Source organism: Roseibium sp. SCP14, from assembly GCF_040329475.1.
Lineage (GTDB): Bacteria > Pseudomonadota > Alphaproteobacteria > Rhizobiales > Stappiaceae > Roseibium.
The window spans coordinates 655,800-675,073 of the sequence record NZ_JBDZYH010000001.1 but is presented as its reverse complement, the minus strand read 5'-3'; the positions used below and the strand labels follow the sequence as shown (position 1 = coordinate 675,073).

Annotated in this window: 15 protein-coding genes; 9 read left to right on the top strand and 6 right to left on the bottom strand. The window is 55.6% G+C overall.

Annotation, left to right across the window (positions count from 1 at the left end):
- The first annotated feature begins 87 nt into the window (after positions 1 to 87).
- Positions 88 to 705, top strand: a complete 618-nt coding sequence (locus tag ABLQ08_RS03045) for an MOSC domain-containing protein (protein ID WP_352939420.1) — start codon at positions 88 to 90, stop codon at positions 703 to 705.
- A gap of 40 nt (positions 706 to 745) precedes the next feature.
- Here ABLQ08_RS03045 and ABLQ08_RS03040 read toward each other — a convergent pair whose 3' ends face one another.
- Both ABLQ08_RS03040 and ABLQ08_RS03035 read right to left on the bottom strand, forming a co-directional pair.
- On the bottom strand, positions 746 to 1,063 hold the full coding sequence (locus ABLQ08_RS03040) for a DUF2293 domain-containing protein (protein ID WP_352939417.1): 318 nt from the start codon (positions 1,061 to 1,063) through the stop codon (positions 746 to 748).
- A gap of 50 nt (positions 1,064 to 1,113) precedes the next feature.
- Entirely contained in the window at positions 1,114 to 3,111 is a 1,998-nt protein-coding gene (locus tag ABLQ08_RS03035) for a putative bifunctional diguanylate cyclase/phosphodiesterase (protein ID WP_352939414.1), read from the bottom strand.
- Between the two features lie 345 nt (positions 3,112 to 3,456).
- On the opposite strand from ABLQ08_RS03035, the gene ABLQ08_RS03030 reads away from it, so the two are divergent.
- Positions 3,457 to 4,089 carry a helix-turn-helix transcriptional regulator gene (locus tag ABLQ08_RS03030; RefSeq protein WP_352939411.1) on the top strand — a complete coding sequence of 211 codons (633 nt, stop codon included), beginning with the start codon at positions 3,457 to 3,459 and terminating at the stop codon, positions 4,087 to 4,089.
- A 50-nt stretch (positions 4,090 to 4,139) separates the two neighbouring features.
- Positions 4,140 to 6,023: an ABC transporter ATP-binding protein gene (locus ABLQ08_RS03025; RefSeq protein WP_352939408.1), complete on the top strand. Its 1,884-nt coding sequence runs from the start codon at positions 4,140 to 4,142 to the stop codon at positions 6,021 to 6,023.
- Between the two features lie 47 nt (positions 6,024 to 6,070).
- Here the strand turns inward: ABLQ08_RS03025 and ABLQ08_RS03020 are convergent, their stop codons facing one another.
- Both ABLQ08_RS03020 and ABLQ08_RS03015 read right to left on the bottom strand, forming a co-directional pair.
- Positions 6,071 to 7,168, bottom strand: coding sequence for a hypothetical protein (locus ABLQ08_RS03020; protein WP_352939406.1), 1,098 nt, complete (start codon positions 7,166 to 7,168; stop codon positions 6,071 to 6,073).
- Between the two features lie 73 nt (positions 7,169 to 7,241).
- Positions 7,242 to 8,333, bottom strand: a complete 1,092-nt coding sequence (locus ABLQ08_RS03015; protein ID WP_352939403.1) for a hypothetical protein — start codon at positions 8,331 to 8,333, stop codon at positions 7,242 to 7,244.
- A gap of 502 nt (positions 8,334 to 8,835) precedes the next feature.
- Here ABLQ08_RS03015 and ABLQ08_RS03010 point away from each other — a divergent pair.
- The 6 genes from ABLQ08_RS03010 to ABLQ08_RS02985 all read left to right on the top strand — a co-directional run bounded on the left by ABLQ08_RS03010 (position 8,836) and on the right by ABLQ08_RS02985 (position 15,988).
- Complete coding sequence (locus ABLQ08_RS03010) at positions 8,836 to 9,684, top strand: helix-turn-helix domain-containing protein (protein WP_352939401.1); 849 nt, start codon at positions 8,836 to 8,838, stop codon at positions 9,682 to 9,684.
- 365 nt (positions 9,685 to 10,049) lie between these two features.
- On the top strand, positions 10,050 to 10,568 hold the full coding sequence (locus ABLQ08_RS03005; protein ID WP_352939399.1) for a hypothetical protein: 519 nt from the start codon (positions 10,050 to 10,052) through the stop codon (positions 10,566 to 10,568).
- 88 nt (positions 10,569 to 10,656) lie between these two features.
- On the top strand, positions 10,657 to 11,340 hold the full coding sequence (locus ABLQ08_RS03000; protein ID WP_352939397.1) for a PspA/IM30 family protein: 684 nt from the start codon (positions 10,657 to 10,659) through the stop codon (positions 11,338 to 11,340).
- A 2-nt stretch (positions 11,341 to 11,342) separates the two neighbouring features.
- On the top strand, positions 11,343 to 12,101 hold the full coding sequence (locus ABLQ08_RS02995; protein WP_352939394.1) for a YqiJ family protein: 759 nt from the start codon (positions 11,343 to 11,345) through the stop codon (positions 12,099 to 12,101).
- Positions 12,102 to 12,156: 55 nt separating this feature from the next.
- Positions 12,157 to 14,025: a flotillin family protein gene (locus ABLQ08_RS02990; protein WP_352939392.1), complete on the top strand. Its 1,869-nt coding sequence runs from the start codon at positions 12,157 to 12,159 to the stop codon at positions 14,023 to 14,025.
- 220 nt (positions 14,026 to 14,245) lie between these two features.
- Positions 14,246 to 15,988, top strand: a complete 1,743-nt coding sequence (locus ABLQ08_RS02985) for a hypothetical protein (RefSeq protein WP_352939390.1) — start codon at positions 14,246 to 14,248, stop codon at positions 15,986 to 15,988.
- A gap of 43 nt (positions 15,989 to 16,031) precedes the next feature.
- On the opposite strand, the gene ABLQ08_RS02980 is transcribed toward ABLQ08_RS02985, so the two are convergent.
- Together ABLQ08_RS02980 and ABLQ08_RS02975 are read right to left on the bottom strand one after the other, a co-directional pair.
- The gene (locus ABLQ08_RS02980; protein ID WP_417714885.1) at positions 16,032 to 17,678 is read right to left on the bottom strand and encodes an FMN-binding glutamate synthase family protein; all 1,647 of its coding nucleotides are present in this window, start codon (positions 17,676 to 17,678) and stop codon (positions 16,032 to 16,034) included.
- A 183-nt stretch (positions 17,679 to 17,861) separates the two neighbouring features.
- Complete coding sequence (locus tag ABLQ08_RS02975; protein ID WP_352939387.1) at positions 17,862 to 19,154, bottom strand: glycosyltransferase; 1,293 nt, start codon at positions 19,152 to 19,154, stop codon at positions 17,862 to 17,864.
- Positions 19,155 to 19,274: the final 120 nt, after the last annotated feature.

The following is a 19,274-nucleotide window of genomic DNA, read 5'->3' as shown; positions in this document are numbered from 1 at the left end:
AATTTGATGTATTTCTCAAAATGATTTGTTGGTCGATTGGCGCAAGGCAGCCTAAACCTCAGAGCAGAAAAACGACAGGAGAACTCCATGACGGACCAACTCGCACTATTGCCTGAGGAAATGCGTATCACATCCAGGTTCAAGGTCGCGGGCAAGGTGGAAGGGGTTTTCCGGACATCTTCACCGGATGACTTTCAAACGGTCGCGACAGACGCGCTTGAACTGACTTTTGAAGGTATTCCGGGGGACAGGCATGCCGGCTTCACCCGTCGCTCCGGCGGTCGAGAGCCCTGGTATCCGCGTGGTACGGAAATGTGCAACGAGCGGCAGATTTCCATTCTCTCGCTTGAGGAACTTGCGGTAGTCGCCGAACGCATGAGGATCGCCGAAATCAAATCCGGTTGGATTGGCGGCAATATTGCCGTGTCGGGTATTTCAAACCTTACTCAGGTACCTCCGCGCACGAGACTGGTGTTCGAGGGTGGAGCAGTCATTCGTGTCGACGGCGATAATCCTCCCTGCCGCTTTTCAGGTGCGGCAATCGCAGCAAACTACCCGGGCCGGGAAGGATTGGATCTCTTGTTCCCGAAAGAGGCAACGCGTTTGCGTGGCCTGGTCGGGTATGTCGAGATTCCGGGGGCGATCCGCGCAGGTGAAACCATCACCGCTCACATTCCCGAACAGTGGATTTACGAGCGCAGTTGAGACCCGGAAAGGAACTTTGTGCTACGCGGACTTCTGGAGATCAAGACTCCTGTTCGTGGTCCAGCGAAACTTCCTTGTTGCACCCCCAATTGCGGAGGGTTTCGTTCATCTCCTCCGCAACGAAATAGCGTGCGGCATCGCGGTCATAGCCTTCGTCCAGCAAAGCGTCGTATTCCGTCAACTCATGGCGGATGTGGCTGGTGGTCGCCTGCCAAAGCGAAATCGAGGGGGGCAGATGGCGCAGATGGCCCGCAAGCGCAAGGTCAAGAATGGCTTCGGCATCGCGCATGGGAACGCGCGGCAGCAAGGCTCTCAGAGCCTTGCGCATGTCCTTTTGCCGTTTGGTTCCACCCGTCATGCTTCCCCGTTATCACGGCCGAGATGAAATGGGGAGGCAATGCCTCACTTTTATGCGCTGGATCTGCGCAGTTCAGTGTTGGCGCCGAAGCCAGACAGCGGGAGCCCCGCAACGGTCTTTGTTGCGTGGGCGCTCTCATACACTTCATCAAATGGAAGGGCGGGCGCAAAGAAGAAACCCTGAGCAAGCCTGCATTCAAGGGTTTCCAACACTTCGAGCTGGCTGCTCTTTTCTACACCTTCGACGATGCAGGCCATCTGCATGGAGCGGCACAGGTTCACGATTGACGTGATGACATCACCTGCGACCTGCTCGCTGATACCGGAGACAAAACTCCGGTCGATCTTGACGCAATCGATTGGAAGACGATGAAGGTAACCGAGACTTGAATAGCCGGTTCCGAAATCGTCGAGCGCCAGTCTGACGCCGGCATTCCTGAGTTTGCGCAAACAGCTTTCGGCTGCCTCGTAGCTACCGATGACCGACGTTTCCGTGATTTCGAAGGTGATCAATCTTGGATCGAAGTCGTATCGGTGAATGATCTCCAGCAGGGCGGCAACGGTCTCAGGAGACGTTATGTCATGCGCTGAAAGATTGAACGAGAGATAGAGGTCGCCAGGCAGGGATTTGATCTGACGGGTTGCCTTTTCAAAGAGCGAGATCGTCAGCCGGTTGATCAGCCCTGTTCGCTCGGCGATCGCGATGAACTGGTCGGGTTCAACTTCTTCAAGAACCGGACTGTGCCAGCGAACCAGCGCCTCGAATCCGACAACTGTTCGTTCGGGTATGGAGACGACCGGCTGGAAATAGACTTTGAACTCGTTGGTCAGGTCTGCACTCTGCAGTGCGCTTTCAATGGCGCGTTCGGACCGGATCTTCGCTTCGTGGCTTTTTGAGTAGATCGTGGCGCGGCCGCGCGAACTGGACTTGGAATTGTACAGGGCATAGTCGGAACGATCGAAGAGTTCATGTGCGGATCTGCCGGCCTCCGGATAGACGGCAATACCGCAGGATGCGCCAATCGTGAGCTGCAGTTCGCCGAAGCGGTAGGGTTTGCTTATGTGGTCGCAAACTGTCTGGCCGACTTTTGCCGCGCTGGCCGGATCGCCGGTGAAGAGGAAACCGAACTCGTCGCCGCCCAGTCTGCAGACTTCCATGTCGGGAAGGTTCAATGATTTCAACCGGTCGCCGACTTCAGCGAGCAGCTGGTCGCCGAGCTTGTGTCCATAGGTGTCATTGACCGGCTTGAAGCGGTCCAGATCCAGAACGCCGACCGCAAACCGCCGTTCGGTATTTTCGTCGTCTTCAATCAGGTGCGCCAGTCGATTGAAGAAGTACCTGCGGTTGGGCAGACCGGTAAGTGCATCGGTATGGGCGAGACGCCGGTTTTCCTCACTCAGGCTCTGGGTCTCTCGCTGCTTTGCCGCGAGAGCCTCCTGGGATCGGATCAGTTTGCAGAAGCCGGAATATCCGTTCAGCAAGACTTTCAGGACAACCAGAAAGACGAGAAGGATGTTGAGCGCGATGGCAAAATAGACGTCCTGGTCGAGTCCCACGTAATAGACAAGGTAAGGGACGGTCACGATGACCATGACCAGGATTGCAGCCTGAGGCAGGTTCATCAGGCAGAACACGCAGCCGATCACCGTGATTGCAATGAAAAGGGCGACATGGCCTCGCTCATGCGGGCCGCCATATCCGTCCAGACTGAGGGACCATGCGATATAGACGACTGCGATGACGCTGCCGAGCACAATGGTTTGCCGCATCTTGCTGATGGCTTCATCTGGCCCAAGGGATATCTTGCCTGCACGCAGCCAGGCAACAAGCCTGAGTGATGTAACTGCAAGCATCGGCACGAGTACGCCCACCGTCAGATAGACGGGTGCGACATCGAAATGCGTGTACGACACCGCAACGGCATTGACCATCAAGAGGAAATAGAGAGCGGGTATCTGGGTTTTCAGCGCATTGTACTGGGCCTGAGCCAGTTCGGGATGCCTGGGGTCAATCAGCATCCATCTTACGAAGCTTCTGACTTTGCTCATAATCCAGCCTGCTCTTGGCTGATGTCGAAAATAGACCCAAAGAATAATTGGCGCATGGATTCAACGATCCGTAGAATTTGTAAATCTTGATGGAGAAGATATTTGATGGGGTCTGAAAATCGCGTTAACCGGGCGAAGCATCGTGCGATACTTGCTGACGGACATCTATGGGTCCAGCTTGGGAATGGTCAAGTTTCTCACCGGCAAGAGGCGGCGCGAAAGAGGCGGGCAGGGAGGCGATTTTCCCTCGTTCGAAACAATTGCTGCGCTGACCGGCCGAATTATCGGCGGTCAATAAGGAAAGCTAACTATTTTTTTATGTGCGAATAGCATTATATTGGGGTCATGGCAGATCGAACGCGCACACGGCTATTAAATGCTCTCAAGTCTTCCGGCCCGCAAACGGCTGCGGATCTAGCCAAAGGCCTCAATGTCACGTCGGTGGCGGTGAGACAGCACTTGGACGGACTGCACCAGGAAGAACTGGTCGGGTTTGAAGATATCAAGGGATCCGTTGGCCGGCCAAAGCGCGTCTGGGATCTGACGGCCGCCGGGCATCAGCAATTTCCCGACAATCATTCCAATCTGGTATTGGGTCTTTTGACCGGTCTTAATGATTTCTTTGGGGACGAAGGGCTGGAGAAGTTGATTTCCCACAGAGAAGCGCAGAGCCGGAAGTCGTATCAGGAAGCGATTGACGGTGTGCCGGATCTTGCGGGGCGCGTCGACAAGCTGGCGGAACTTCGCAGCCAGGAAGGCTATATGGCGGAAGTTATCGAGGAAAACGATGGCTTCTATCTCGTCGAGAACCATTGCTCCATATGTGCTGCTGCCACGGCGTGCCAGGGATTTTGCCGGTCCGAACTCAGACTGTTCAAAGATGTGCTGGGGCCGGAAGTGAATGTAGAGCGCACGGAGCATCAGTTGTCCGGTGACCGGCGCTGTGTCTACCGGATAGAGCCGCGACCTCAACTCTAGCTATCGCCTTGAGCCTGCAGGTTTAACAGAGTTTTTCAGGAGTGTTGCGGGTGTCAATCGCAAGACCGCTTTTGGCGCAACTTGTTGACCGTTATTTCCGACCCTTCGAAGCGCATCTAAAGCCGCTGGATCTCCCGGTGACGCCTTTGCCCGACGAAGGGCCGCTGCGTCTCGTCCTGCATTTTGCGAAGATGTTCAGATGGCAGCTGGTGATCGTTTCGCTCCTTGCGATGGTTTCCGCAGGGCTGGGGCTTGCCGGTATTTGGGCCATCGCTTTCGTGGTCGATGGCGTGACCGGGCAAGGTGCCCGGATTTTTCTTCAGGAAAATGGCTGGCTGCTGGTCGGTTTTTTCGTGCTTTTCGTGATCGTCGATCCGCTCTCATTCCTGTTGCGCCAAACCTATGCATTCCAGACGGTCCGAATTCTCTTGCCGGCCGCCATGCGCTGGCAAGCGCACAAGGCGGTCGAGACACAGGATCTCGCATTCTTTGAAGACACGTTCGCCGGACAGGTTGCGTCGCGGATTGCACAGGTGACAATGTCGGTTCACCGCCAGATGATGCTGGCGATCGAAACCATACCCCGCCTGGTCATCCAGTTCGGAGGGTCGTTCGTTCTCTTGCTTGCCATGGCCTGGCCATTGGCCGTTCCGGTCTTGATCTGGATATTGGCCAACATTGTCGTTGCCTGGATGGCCATTCCTGCCTATCTGCAGCGCTCGGCGAAAGTCGCAGCCGCAAACTCCCGGGCAACAGGTGCCATGACGGATGTTTATTCCAACATCGCCATGGTCAAGCTGTTCGCAGCAGAAGATTCCGAAGCGGGCGCAATTCGCAAGGTGATCGGTGAAACCATCGATACACGCCACAGCGAAAACCGTTCCTACATCTTGACGGACAGCGCCGTCTATTTCCTGAATGTGTTGCTGATCCTGGCGGTCGTGGTTATCGGCTTCAAAGGGCTCATGGACGGCTGGGTCACAATCGGTGAGTTTGTCGCCGGCTTGACGGTGACGCGCTCACTTTCCACCGCGTCTTCCAGTTTCATCGGTGTCGGTCAATCGATCACCAGCACCCTTGGAACGATCAGGGATGCCATGCCGATCATGACCAGTCGCCCGGAAATCACCGACCGCGAGAACGCCGCGGTGCTGGAGGTTTCCAAGGGAGAAATCCGCTTCGACAATGTCTCCTTTTCCTACCAGAAGGACCGCAGGCCGGTTCTGGAAGAATTCAATCTCCAGATTCGGCCAGGTGAACGGGTCGGTCTTGTCGGGCTGTCCGGCGCCGGCAAATCGACCGTGATTTCCCTGCTCATGCGTTTGCGTGACGTTTCCAGTGGCCGAATTGCGATTGACGGTCAGGATATCCGTGAAGTGACGCAGGCTTCCCTGCGCAGTCAGATCGGTGTGGTGACACAGGATATCTCGCTGTTGAACCGGTCCATCCGTGACAACATCCGTTATGGCAAACCCGAAGCGACGGATGACGAGATCAGGGCGATCGCAAGAGCAGCCGAAGCCCTCGGTTTCATCGAGGAACAGAAAGACAGCAAGGATCGCTCAGGGCTCGACGCGCATGTGGGGGACCGCGGCGTGAAGCTGTCCGGCGGGCAGCGCCAGCGGATTACAATCGCGCGCGTCCTATTGAAGAACGCGCCCATCCTCATTCTTGACGAGGCGACATCGGCCCTGGACAGCGAAGCCGAACTCGCCATCCAGCAAAATCTTGCCCGTATGATGGAGGGGCGAACGACACTGGCGGTCGCACACAGGCTGTCGACAATTGCTGCCATGGACCGCCTGGTTGTGATGGACAAGGGGAGGATTATCGAAGAAGGCAGTCACCAGGAACTGTTGAGGCGAAATGGTCTCTACGCCATGCTTTGGGAGCGGCAATCGGGCGGATTTCTGGCGCTTGGGGCAGCCGAATGAACGAGTCCCGGTAGGGGGTTGAGAATTCATCCCGAACTTACACGCACTTATTTTCGCTTCAATATGACCCTGAGGTGCCATTGTTCGAAGGCGTAAGTGTTCGTTTTTTCTTTGTAAAGCTCTTCCACTCGACGGAAAAATTCGGTTTCCAGCCGGTCAATGTCTTCTTTCTTTCCAGAACAGGAGGGCGCAAAGAGCTGATTTCGCAGGGTTGAGCTGGCAAAGGCATGCGTGAAGCCGGAGTAGCGCCGGGCGTAGTCTGCAGGATCCTGAAGGTAGGCGCCAAAAACATCTCCCCCTTCAACCTTGTTCCCTATCTTGATCAGTTCTATTTCATAGGCTGCGGCTAGCTCTTCATCGGTTTCAAACGGCAGCCTGGCTTCTTCTTCGCTCAGGAACCAGAAGCTGAAGACGAATTCGTCAGCAGTGCTTGGATCAAGGAGTCCGTCTTCCTTCATGCTTGCGGTGACTTTTTGAAAGGCGCGATAGACCCCGCGTCCCGACACAGCTTTGCCGTTCGGATCGCCTGGTGACGGGACTGCACCCAGGGTCGAGACGAAGAGATATCCTCCACTCTGCAATTCCTTTGCGCGCTGCCGCAGGAAGGTGGACCAGTCCTGCAACGCTTTTGCCTGCATTTGCAGATGCGCCTGTTCCGGTAGGTCGGCGAACCAGACAGAGTTCGGGGCATCAATCTTGAACGGGGAACTGAGCCAATGACTGGCGGCGAAACAGGTGGCGAGAGAAACTGATGCGGACGGTGCCATCTGGTTGAAGAAGGTTCCGACAGAAGTGGTCACCTGCGGTGCGTCTTCTCCATCCGCATAACCGGATTGGCCGAACACGATCCCCATGAGCGCATTCCAGTCGTTTCCTGGCTGATCGGCATGACAGACCGCGACCGGCTTGTCTTGGGCTGACTTGCGCCAGGCGTCGAGCGCCGGGCGGACCGTGTCGATTGCGCTTTGTCCGGGACCACACCCGTAATCGGTGATGTTCAGGTTGTCCGGCTGGTTCGACAAGCGGCTGGCAAGTTCGAAAATGACATCTGAATTTCGAAGCGTGTCCTGCCGTTGCGCCAGGGAATTGTCATCATAGTCGACCATTCCTTCGGTTGCTCTGCCTGAAACCGTTTTCTGGGTCATGACAACTCCTGCTTACTTCAAAGATGTTTGTTGTTCGATCAGGGGCGAAACTTGAAACAACGCGCGGACAGGTTCAGATCCGCTTGAGGATCGCCTTCAAGTGCCACTGTTCGCAGGCATATCGGCTGGTTTTCTCCGCATAGAGCGCTTCCAGCCGCTTGAAGAATTCCGTTTCGAGCTGCTCGGCGGTTCTCTCGTGACCGGCGGATGGCTCAAACAAGTTTCGTCTGAGAGTCGTGCCGGCGTATGCACGTGTATAACCGGCATAACGACGGCCGTATTCCAGTGGATCTGACAGACAATCCAGAAACAGATCTCCGCCATCATCCACGTATTCGGCTTCAATCGTGTCGATCTCGTAGAGTTTCGACAATTCAGCATTTTGCTCGATTGCCTGTCGGGCTTCGTTTTCGGTCAGGAACCAAAGGCCGAACACAAAGTTGTCTGCAACCTCCCGGTCCAGTTGACCATCCTCTACCATGGAGGCGACGACTGCCTGCTGTGCACGATAGTTTCCACGGCCAGCAGCAGCAATGCCGTTGATTTCGCCTTCTTCCGGCACCGCTCCGAGTGCGGAAACGAAAAGATAGCCTCCGGGCTGCAGTTCCTGCGCCCTAAGATGCAAAAACTTCACCCAGTCCCTTTTTGCCAGCTGCCACATCTTCTGTCGGGCCTCACCGGTCAGGTCGGCAAACCAGATGGTTTCGGGAGAATGAAGCTGGACGGACTGGCTCAACCAATGACTGGCGAAAAAACAGGTCGCGATGGTGACCGAATTGTCAGGCATCATGCGCTCATAAAACGAACCGACAGACGTACGCACCTGAGGCGCGTTGGCCGTGTTCGCGTAGCCGTCGTCGCCGAACACGAGACCCATCAGAGCATTCCAGTCATTGCCGGGTTGGTCCGCATGACAGACCGAGAGGTTCGCATTGGGCAGGGCGTTCCAGGCCTTCAGGGCTGGGCGGACGGTTTCGATAGCGCTGTGCCCGGGCCCGCATCCATAATCCGTGATGTTCATTGGAAGGCTCCGGCTCGCCGCCCGGTTGGCCAGGTCAAAGATGACGTCCGAGTTGTGCAGAGCATTTTGCTTTTGCGCACGAGAATTCGCATCGTAGTCGACCATGCCCTCAGTGGAACGTTCTGGTGCAGCTTCCCGTGTCATGTGTCCTCACTGGATTTCCGAATAGACATAGAATTTGCGCTCTTCCCGGAGCAATGGTGACGGAATTCAACGCTGTAAGGAAGAGCGTGCTTTCAGGTTTTGACTTGTTCAGAAATTTTCTTTGCGATTTGATTTCAGGTGAGGCGTCAATAACTCCTTGCTGAAGATCTCCAAATTCCGCCCTTGCAAGTCGCAATTTCAGGTAGCCGAGTTGGTTCTGATCTGGGCGGCAGGTATTGAGCTGGGTGATCAAGGAGCATCACTGATGTGCTGAAATGCTCTGCGAGATCAAGCTGTTACAGAAGACGAACAGGTGTCCGGGGTGACGTTGGCCACCCTAAATTTAGGAAATTCGAATCCCGGGGAAGCCACGGCATCTGTCCTGTGACATTGACGTTTGGAATCGAATGCATTTGGACAAGGAGGCGTATTCGTTGACGGATAAGCAAAAGCTTCCCTCTCGCCTGTTGATTTTACGAAACCCAGCTGACAATACTCCCGCATGGACAAGAGAGACCGTGCCGTACTGTTCAGGGAACGCCTGTCTGACGCATTGCGCAGCCGGGACATGAACCGTAGCGACCTGGCCCGCGGAGCTAGGTTGGATCGCTCGACAGTGTCTCAACTCCTGTCCGAAGACGCTCCCCGTTTGCCGAATGGTCAGGCTCTGGCCGCAATTGCCACGGCGTTGAGTGTGTCTTCCGACTGGCTTCTGGGGCTCTCTACTCACAGGGGGGCGGCCGCGGAAATCCTGGATCAGGCGGTTCAGGTTGCCGAAACCGATCGCCATCCCGTCGATGAACACCTCCTGGCCTGGTACCGCGATGCCGTCGGCGCCAAGATCCGGCATGTTCCGGCAAATCTTCCCGACGTACTCAAGACCGAAGCGGTGCTTGCCTACGAATATGCCGGGGAAACACTACGCACGGCAGACCAGGCGATCACGGGTACACGTGATCAGCGCGCTCTTCTGGGACGGGCGGATTCTGACATGGAAATCGCTCTTTCGAGGGAAGCCCTTGAGGGCTTCGCGAGAGGCGAGGGCATGTGGTCGGGCTTGTCGAAGGAGGAGCGTCAGGAGCAACTGGAGGTGATGGGGCACATTCTGGAAGACCTTTACCCCTCTCTGCGTTTGCACCTTTTTGGCGCAAGTGACCGGTTCTCGGCGCCGTTTACCGTTTTCGGCCGGAAGTGGGCTGCGCTCTACATGGGGCAGCGCTATCTCGCCTTTTCAAACACGCGCCATGTTCAGCTGTTCTCAGGTCATTTTGATGATCTTGTCCGTCATGCGGTTGTTCGTTCGCACGAGGCTGGTGAGTTTGCCGCAGGCTTGGCCAAAGGCATCGAGTAGGTCCGTTCCTTCCATTGCTGCAGACGAGTAACCTTTCGAAGCGAATTCGGAAGAGCGGCTAAATTCTTTCCGAAACTGGCAAGCTCGCGACACTTTCCCTGACCTCTATCATCTTGGAAACCCAAGATTGTCGATGCGAATGTTGACCGGTGTGGTGATCGGTAGATTTCTCGCTTATTGCACACTCTTGTCGAGCAATGATTTAAAACCCTCATAAAAACATACATTTATGCCCAGAATCGCGCGCACTCTTTAGTTGTGTATTGACGGATTTTGCTCTTTTGGTAGCGAATTGCCTTGACAAACATTAACAAATGTCCACATATGTATACGTATCGATACAAATGGTGACATTCGGGAAGCTCATGCCAAAAAGCATTCCAATAAGCGTCAGACTGAACGACGACGATGTTGCGTTCCTGGCGAGCTATGAAGTTCAGGGCGCACGGACGCCGAGCGACAAGCTGAGAGAAATTCTGAGAGCTGCCCGGGAACGGGAAGAGGGCATTCAGGATGTGGCTGCTTGCGAGGACTTGCTGAGAACAATGATCCGTCCGGCGGAGAAAGGGGTTCGGCAATTACAGCGGGAAACCGGGCAAAGGTCAGACTTTGTCATCAAGCTGTATGAACGCCTGCCCGAAATGTTCGCTGAGTTGATTGCTTCAGCTCCTGGGCCGGGAAAGGACGCGCAGGACCTGAAGAAGTTCGAGGCCGCATTGTCAGCGGAACTGTTTTCGCTGATCGAAGAGATCTTCGACCTCGGACTGACGACACCGAGCCGCACCTACGATCCGGATCTGATGGATCGAAGGTTGGCTCCGATTTTGGAAATCACGCGGCTTCTGGAGCAAAGGCGCCGTGGTGGTGACCGGGATGACACCTGATTGAGGAACCGAGGCGGCGAACAATTTGCGTTCGCAGCAGCGGCTGAATGAAACGAATTTGATAAGTGAAGCGGAAAGGTAGGACAAAATGGCAGAGGGTCTTGTCACACGTGTAAAGCGTCTTGTCTCAGGTGGCGTCAACCAGTTGGTGGACTCTATCGAAAACACCTCCCCTGAAACGGTAATGGCTGAAGCAATCCGGGAAGTTGACCGGGCTGTTGACCAGGTGCGTGATGAACTTGCCGGGGTGCTGGCGAACAAACATCTGGCGAACACACGCCTGGGCGAAACCACGTCACGCCACGAGGAACTGCAGGGTCAGATTGCCCTGGCAGTGAAGCAGGGCCGGGATGACCTGGCCGAGGCCGCGATTGCCCGCCAGCTGGATCTGGAAGTGCAAATTCCGGTTCTGGAATCTGCTGTTGCTGATGCAAGCCGCGAAGAAAAGGAACTCGAAGGGTACATCAGCGCTCTTCAGGCAAGAAAACGCGAGATGGAAGCCGAGCTCGCGAATTTTCGCAGGTCGCAACAACAAAGCGCTGCCGACGGGGCGGCAGCAGGATCCGCAGCCCCGAAAAACAGCGCCGAAGGCAAAACCCGCAAGGCGGAAGAAGCCTTTGATCGCGTCATGCAAGGGGCAACCGGTTTGCCTGGCGGTGTGTCGGCCGACAAGGCGGATGCCACCAAACTGGCGGAATTGGAAGACCTTGCCCGCAAGAACAGGGTATCTGAACGCCTGGCAGCACTGAAGGCGGCAGCGAGCGACGGTTAAGTATGATTGACTTCATCTTAGCCAACCAGAACACACCTTTCGCCGTTGCCCTGGGGCTGATGATTGCCATAGCCCTGGCGGAAGGCGTGGGCACGCTCATGGGGCTGGGTCTGTCGAGCATGATCGACAGCCTCTTGCCGGAAGTCGATTTGCCGGACGTCGATGTCCCGGACATCGATGCCCCGGATTTCGATGCGGACATTTCCGGTGGTGCCTTGCCGGCCGATCTGGAAGTGGCTGGCGCTGGTGCGGATGCAACGGGCGCCGGTCAGGGGATCTTCACTCAGATTCTCGGATGGCTGTGCTTTGGAAAAGTGCCGGCATTGATCATTCTCGTGATCTTTCTGACCGGGTTCGGTCTGGCCGGTTACATTCTGCAGAGTGTGGTTCATTCCCTCAGCGGTTGGTTGCTGCCGGGCGTCGTCGCCTCAGCAGGTGCTTTTGCCGGCGCATTGCCTTTCACCAGGGTAACGGCTCTCGGTTTGTCGAAAGTCATGCCCAAGGATGAAAGCGACGCTGTTTCCCGCACAACCTTTGTCGGTAAACCCGCGCTGATCGTGCAGGGAAACGCGGAGAAGGGACTACCTGCACAGGCAAGGCTGAAGGATGTCCACGGCCAGAACCACTACCTGCTGGTCGAGCCGGATGTCGAGGGCGAAGTGCTGGCGCAGGGAACAGGCGTGATCATCGTCCGCCAACTCGGGTCTCGCTACACAGCGATCGAAAGCACCAGCGCAGCACTGTCCGGCGCCAGCGAATGAGCGCGGCGCCGGGCGTCTCAAAATTTTGCAATATTGATGGAAGGAGAAAGTGGTTATGGACCAGTTCGTAGGCATAATCATTCTCGTGGGTGTCGGGTTTATCGCCCTTCTTGCCGTTGGATTGATCGTTTCCAGACTATATCGCCGGTCTTCAAAGGAAGTTTCGTTCGTGCGGACCGGGTTCGGCGGACAGCGGGTCGTCATGAACGGCGGAACGCTGGTGCTGCCCGTGTTGCACGACATCATACCGGTAAACATGAACACGCTTCGCCTGGAAGTTCGCAGGGCAAACGATCAAGCCCTGATTACAAAAGACCGGATGCGCGTCGACGTTCTGGCCGAGTTTTATGTTCGCGTTCAGCCGACAATTGAATCCATCGCCAATGCGGCACAGACCCTGGGTCAGCGCACGATGAAACCTGAAGCTCTGCGCGAGCTGGTGGAAGGCAAGTTTGTCGATGCGCTTCGTGCTGTTGCTGCCGAAATGGCAATGGAGGAACTGCATGAGCAACGGGTGAACTTCGTTCAGAAAGTGCAGGCGGCTGTTTCCGAAGATATCCTGAAGAACGGTCTGGAGCTCGAATCCGTTTCACTGACCGGCCTCGACCAGACCAACAGGGAGTACTTCAATCCTGAGAATGCCTTCGATGCCGAGGGCCTGACCAAGCTCACGCAGGCCATTGAGGAGCGCCGCAAGAAGCGGAACGACATTGAGCAGGAGACGGAAGTCCAGATTCAGCGCAAGAACCTGGAAGCTGAGCAGGAACGCCTTCAGATCAACAGGGACGAAGAGTTCGCGAAGCTCGAGCAGCAGCGCGAGGTCGAGATCCGCAGGGCGGAACAGGCGGCATTGATCGCAAAGCAACAAGCGGACCGTGAGCGCGAGGCCGAGGAAGCCAAGATCCTGGCCGGCCAGAAGGTCAAGGAAAAGGACATTGAATCGAACCAGGTGGTCACCGAGCGTCAGATCGCCATGGACCAGCAGGTGCGCGAGCGGGAAATCGCCAAGGAGCGGACAGTTGAGGCGGCCAATGTTGAAAAACAGAAGCTGGTCGAACTGGCTGAGCAGGATCGTGACATCGCGGTTGCAGCCAAGTCTCGCGAGAAGTCGGAAGCTGAGGCTCAGGCGGATGAGGCTCGAGCAATTGCCGCACGTGCCGCAGAACAGGTGGCGACAGCACGCGAAACCGAAGTCGCGGAGCGTGACAAGCAGATCGAGCTGATTGAAGCCCGAAAAGCCGCTGAAATGGACGCCGTTGCCATCACGGTCGGGGCGGAAGCTCAGAAGCAGGCTGCAGTCGATCATGCGGAAGCCGTTCGCATTGCCGCGGAAGCTGAAGCTGCCAAGCAGCGCATCGAAGCGGAAGGTTCGGCTGCTGCCGACAAGCTGCGCGCTGAGGCTGAGAAGGCACTTTACGAAGTTGAAGCGGCGGGTCAGCGGGCCATCAACGAGGCTGCAAATCTTCTGTCGCCAGACCAGATCGCCATGCAGGTCCGCATCAAGCTTCTGGAGCAGTTGCCTGAAATCATCGCTGAAAGCGTCAAGCCGATGGAGCAGATCGACGGTATCAAGATCATCCAGGTTGATGGCATGACCGGTGGTGCCGGTAGCACGGTTAACGGTGCAAACGGAAACGGCTCCGGCGGCAACCTCGCCGACCAGATGGTGTCTTCTGCCCTGAAGTACCGCTCCCAGGCTCCTCTTCTGGACGCCATGATGAAGGAAGTCGGCCTCGACGGTTCCGGTCTCAACGGTCTTACGGCCAATCTCGGAACGGTACCTGTTGCGGTAACCGATGAAACGCCTGAAGTCGGCAACGAAGATGAGCCGAATGGTTCTTCCGGAGCAGCACATGTCGAAAACGGTGTGGTTGCAGCCAAGCCGTCAAAGGCTGATACGGGAGAGAGCTCACTTCCTGCTTGAGTGGAGTGGAGTTTCGCAATCGCCAAAAGGCCCGGCAAACAGCCGGGCCGGAAAACCTTAAACCAATAAATGATTTCCACGATTTAGGGGTGAATGGGAGTAAGGCGGAGAGGGCAGTTTATCGCTTTTGCGTCCATTTGCGTGCTCAAATCACAAGCCAACTTGAACTATCGACCAGGTGGCCGAGATAGCCACGCTTTCCAGAACATTCGGATAAAGCATGAACCAACAGGAAAACTGGACCGGTGGACGATCCTCTGACAGAGGGATGACAGAAATTGCCATCCTTTTGACGCTTCTGATTTTTGTGGTGTTCGGCTTTGTCTTCTACTTTTTCTATCAGCAAGTGGCCGACCTCACTGAACAGACACGTGAATTGACTATGCGTCTAACGAAACTGGAGCAGCAGGCCGGCAATGCACGGGCCGGCGGTTTACCGGTGTACACGCGCAAATGGTCTCCATCCGGCGCAAATCGGTCTCAGGACATCAAAACCGAAAACGAGAAGCCGTCAGGCGGCGATAACTTCGCACATTATTCTTCTGTTCCGCCGAAAGAGATCAACACCTTAAGGGTGAGGCCGGACGGTACCGTTATTGACACCTCAAAAAAGCCCGGTTCGGCGAAGGCCGTGGAAACATCAAGTGTCCCCTCGTTGCAGGTGAAGACGGACGACCTGAATGAAAGTCCGCCGCGTAAAGTGCCAACATCTGAACACGTCGGTCCCAGACAGGAAATTGGCAACTTGGGTGTCGAAATTAGACGGTGCGCCAGGGAGGGCCTGTACATCGTCTGCGATCTGAGGGTCAGCACTTCGAGTGATCTGGTTAAGGACGTCGTTATCAGCAACAGATGGTCTGTTGTTGGTGACCACAAGGACGCCATCTTCCGGGTCTCGTCATTTCAAATCGGAACGCTCGGGGAGATACAGAACTACAGGTCCAAGGCTTTCCTGGACAGAAGTCTGCCGCTCGATGTGCTATTTCGATTCTACAGCCCGTCATTCAGCGGTTCGATATTGAAGACAGTACAGTTCAACATCGGCGGCAAAGCATTTGCCTTTGAAGATGTCGCGATTGATAAAATCGCAGGCGTTAACGGTCCATCTCAAGACCTTTCGAACCACGTTGAGGCATCGACAGAAGACCATGGTAAGCCGATTACGGTAGGCGACATAGAGGTCGAACTCCTGGGATGCGTGGATGCAACGAGTTATCTGAGCTGTGACGTGAAAGTGCGTAATCTCGGAGAAACTGGAAGAGATGTTGTGGTCTCGTACGGAGACTCTTTCGCCAGAGACCCGGAAAACGCAGTTTTCCTGAGCACGTCTTTTTCAGTGGGCAAAAACAGCCACAAACAACATCATCGGCTGAAAGTGTACTTGAGCAAAACATCGCCATTGATGCTCCGCTACCGTTTCTACAATCCGCCTGAAGATGTTTCTTCTCTGACCACTGCTCAATTCAACATTGATGGCAACAAGTTCTCATTCTCAAATGTAGAGCTCATCAGGAACGAAAATGCTGGGAGGTCCTACGACAACACCAGCGAAGCAAAGTCGAAATCAGAGAAAAGCAGTAGAGCCGTGATGAGCAGTGAAGGCGAGTATCACGCCACGATCGGCAACATTGCATTCGATCTTCAGCGCTGCAGTGAACGCATGATGTATCTCTACTGTGACTTGAAACTTACTAACCTCGGTTCGACTAGCAGAAGCATAGTCGTTTCCAAGGACAATTCGTTCATCCGAAGACATGACAACACTTCTTACAGGGTCACCTCATTTTCGATTGGAGCCTCAGGGGAAAATCTCTATCACACAGTAGCATTTCTGCGAAAAGCCAACCCTTTGATAATCCGCTACCGTTTCTATGATCCGCCATCGGGGATTGGCTCTTATGAAACTATGCAGTTCAATATCGATGGCCACGACGTTTCCTTTGCAAACGTGATGGTCAACTAGCCCTGGAATCTGCGCCGCACCACAATTGAAGTGACCGCATGTCTCAATGATGGCTCCGGTGATGATGCAGGGCCTTGGCGACCTCGATGGATTTGGCCGCTTCGAAACTGTCGGCAACCGCCATGTCCCAGTAGGTCGAGTATCCGGGAATATCGTGGGCCTGATCGAGCAGGGCACCTTTCTTGAGCCAGGTGAGCGCGGAGCTTGCCGGCATGATGGCGCGCTGACCTTCCCGGACAAAGAAGTGCTCGGGCTTGAATTCACGCGGATGGCTGAGGCCCGAGGCTGCCGTGAACGCCATCAAGGACTTCAAGGTGTTGCGGTGGAAGTTGGCGACACGTTCAGCCTTGTCTGGAACAACCAGTGCCTTCTGGCGTTTGGGGTCCTGCGTCGCAACCCCGGTCGGGCATCGGTTTGTGTGGCAGCTCTGACTCTGAATGCAGCCGACCGCGAACATGAAGCCGCGGGCCGAGTTCACCCAGTCAGCCCCCATCGCTATGATTCCGGCAATGTCAAAGGCGCTGATCAGCTTGCCGCTGGCGCCGATCCTGATGTCGTCCCGCAGACCGGAGCCGACGAGGCAGTTATGGACGAAAGACAATCCCTGGCGAAGTGGCGTGCCCAGCCGGTTGGCGAATTCGATCGGCGCAGCCCCTGTACCGCCTTCAGCACCGTCAACGACGATGAAGTCCGGCTTGATGCCCGTTTGCAGCATGGCCTTGATGATGGCCATGAACTCCCAGCGGTGACCGATGCAGAGCTTGAAGCCGACCGGCTTGCCTCCTGACAACTCTCGCAAGGTCTTGATGAAGTCCAGAAGCTCCAGAGGCGTGGAAAAGGCAGAGTGCGAGGCAGGTGAAATACAGTCCTGTCCGACAGGAACGCCGCGCGCCTCTGCAATCTCTTCCGTCACCTTCGAGCCGGGCAACACGCCGCCATGGCCGGGTTTTGCCCCCTGGCTCATCTTGATTTCGATCATCTTGATCTGTGGGTTCGCGGCCTGCTTCTGGAATTTGTCCGGATCGAATGATCCGTCAGCCGCGCGGCAGCCGAAATAGCCGCTGCCCAGCTCCCAGACAAGGTCGCCGCCGCCTTCGCGGTGATACCTTGAAACGCTGCCTTCACCGGTGTCGTGATAGAAGTTCCCGGCTTTTGCGCCCTTGTTGAGTGCCAGGATTGCATTTGCTGACAGGGAGCCGAAACTCATGGCCGAGATATTGTACAGCGATGCGGAGTAGGGGTGTTTGCAGTCCGGACCGCCAATGGTCACACGCAACTCGTCGTGGTTTTCGGGCTTGGGACGGATCGAGTGATTTACCCAGCCATAAGAACTGGCATAGACGTTCAGTTCCGTACCGAATGGCAGCACGTCCTCGATGTTTTTCGCTCTGTCGTAGACCATGGAGCGGCGCTCTCTGGAAAACGGGCGGCCGTCCTGATTGCTTTCAAAGAAATATTGCCGGATCTCAGGTCTTATGGCCTCGAACAGGTAGCGAAAATGCCCAGTGACCGGATAATTCCGCAGAACGGCGTGCTTGTCCTGGTGAAGATCCAGAAAACCGATGATGGAAAGAACGGCAAAAACCAGAAATAACCAGAAAAAATGACCATTCCAGGCGAACATCAGAACAAAGCTGACGAAAGTCAGCACCTGGCATAAGACAAAAACAAAATAGCGGGCGGGAAACACGGGCAGGTGACTCCTCAAGGTAAAAACCTGAATGCTTGCTTTTCTAGTTGTGTCAGGCCGCAAGCAAAAAGGGAAGGGTCAAGGCCTGCAAGTCGGCGATGAAAAGATGAATTTTTTGCAATGGTTAGCAGGAAAGTCAGTTCGAAACCGGAGTGTTCATGCGCCTGATCCTGAGACGAGGGATTACGCGGGAACCGTAGTGAACTGATCCAGCAGCCGGCCGGCCGTCCCCTTCGCACCAAGTTCCTTGGCAATAATGCCGGCAGCTCTTTCTGCTCCTGACTTGTAGTCAGAATTTTCCAAATCGTTCAATGCCTTGGCAAGGTTATCTGCGGTAAGTTTCTTCTGTTTTATCGCAGCAGGACCGGCTCCGATCCGGTGAATGCGATCCCCCCAGAACGGCTGGTCAGCGAACACGGGACAGACCAGTGAGGGCTTGCCCCAGCGGATCGCCTCATGCGTGGTTCCGGCGCCGCCGTGATGCACGATTGCAGCGCAACGTGGGAATAGCCAGCTATGTGGAGCTTTGTCGAGCAGAAGGACACGGTCGGCAAGCTCCGTGGGGAGTTTCTCCCGGAGCAGGCCGCCCCAGCCGGTCGCAAGAATCGCTCTCTGTCCGGTTTGGGACAGGGCCGCGAGCACCGTATCGGTGAGCTTTTGCGGATTTTTGCTCGGCATTGAGCCGAAGCCGAGATAGGTGGGAGCAGGCCCGGATTGCAGAAACGCCTCGAGGGCATCCGGCGGCCGATAGTCGGGGTCTGGATCTGTGAACCAGTAACCGCATGGAAGATACTCAGGCGGCCAGTCTTCCGGTGTCGGAACCAGCGCACTTGAGAATGCCTGCAGCGAGAGCGCCTTGCTTCCGTCCGGCATATGCCCGTCAATCTGTTCTTCTGGCTGATTGATTTCCGCGACGGCTTCATCCCGGAGCGATTTGACCAGGGGGCGGAGACCCGCTCGCATCAGTAGTCGGCCCAAGCCGTAGCTTTTCCGGTTCAGGTAGGACCCAAGATCTGGCACACCGAACAGGGCGATCGGAAAATCTCTGGTTGGAGCCGTAACCGGTTGAAGAGAGGTTGGAAGAGCCGGAATGTTCAGCCTTCGCGCAACAAGGGTCATGACCGTTGCTTTCAGGTTGAACAGGATGAGGTCCGGTTTTTCATCCATTCCGATCTGCCAGAGTTTTCTGGCAATTTCCTTTTGCAGGTCTATGTTCTGCCGGGCAGTCTTGATCATCCCTTTCAGGGAAAACAGGGCCTCACGGATTTCCGCGGTTTGCAAAAGTTCCTGGTAATTGATCGGAACAGGCCTTGCGCGGGCTCCAGCCGCTTCGATCATGTCTTCAAATCCTTCCCCGGTCGTCAGAACCACCTCGGCATTTCGCGCAGTCAGTTCTCGCGCAAGAGCCACGTAAGGCTGAACATCTCCGCGAGTGCCGAGGGAAGCGATCAGGACTTTGGGGCTCATGTCAGTCATCACGGTTGCCTGAAGTCGGTTTGGAATTGTGGAGACAGGAAAAACACCATCTCAGATGGCGAGTTCAAATTGGAATTGCAACCGCCATCAGAAAGCCGAAAGCGTGTCTGTGCAAGTTGC

Bases quoted from the DNA above. Each gene is read 5' to 3' on its own strand.
- ABLQ08_RS03020 (WP_352939406.1), bottom strand. From the start codon at position 7,168: ATGACCCAGAAAACGGTTTCAGGCAGAGCAACCGAAGGAATGGTCGAC.
- ABLQ08_RS03040 (WP_352939417.1), bottom strand. From the start codon at position 1,063: ATGACGGGTGGAACCAAACGGCAAAAGGACATGCGCAAGGCTCTGAGA.
- ABLQ08_RS03035 (WP_352939414.1), bottom strand. From the start codon at position 3,111: ATGAGCAAAGTCAGAAGCTTCGTAAGATGGATGCTGATTGACCCCAGG.
- ABLQ08_RS03030 (WP_352939411.1), top strand. From the start codon at position 3,457: ATGGCAGATCGAACGCGCACACGGCTATTAAATGCTCTCAAGTCTTCC.
- ABLQ08_RS03010 (WP_352939401.1), top strand. From the start codon at position 8,836: ATGGACAAGAGAGACCGTGCCGTACTGTTCAGGGAACGCCTGTCTGAC.
- ABLQ08_RS03015 (WP_352939403.1), bottom strand. From the start codon at position 8,333: ATGACACGGGAAGCTGCACCAGAACGTTCCACTGAGGGCATGGTCGAC.
- ABLQ08_RS03000 (WP_352939397.1), top strand. From the start codon at position 10,657: ATGGCAGAGGGTCTTGTCACACGTGTAAAGCGTCTTGTCTCAGGTGGC.
- ABLQ08_RS02995 (WP_352939394.1), top strand. From the start codon at position 11,343: ATGATTGACTTCATCTTAGCCAACCAGAACACACCTTTCGCCGTTGCC.
- ABLQ08_RS03045 (WP_352939420.1), top strand. From the start codon at position 88: ATGACGGACCAACTCGCACTATTGCCTGAGGAAATGCGTATCACATCC.
- ABLQ08_RS02975 (WP_352939387.1), bottom strand. From the start codon at position 19,154: ATGACTGACATGAGCCCCAAAGTCCTGATCGCTTCCCTCGGCACTCGC.
- ABLQ08_RS03005 (WP_352939399.1), top strand. From the start codon at position 10,050: ATGCCAAAAAGCATTCCAATAAGCGTCAGACTGAACGACGACGATGTT.
- ABLQ08_RS02985 (WP_352939390.1), top strand. From the start codon at position 14,246: ATGAACCAACAGGAAAACTGGACCGGTGGACGATCCTCTGACAGAGGG.
- ABLQ08_RS02990 (WP_352939392.1), top strand. From the start codon at position 12,157: ATGGACCAGTTCGTAGGCATAATCATTCTCGTGGGTGTCGGGTTTATC.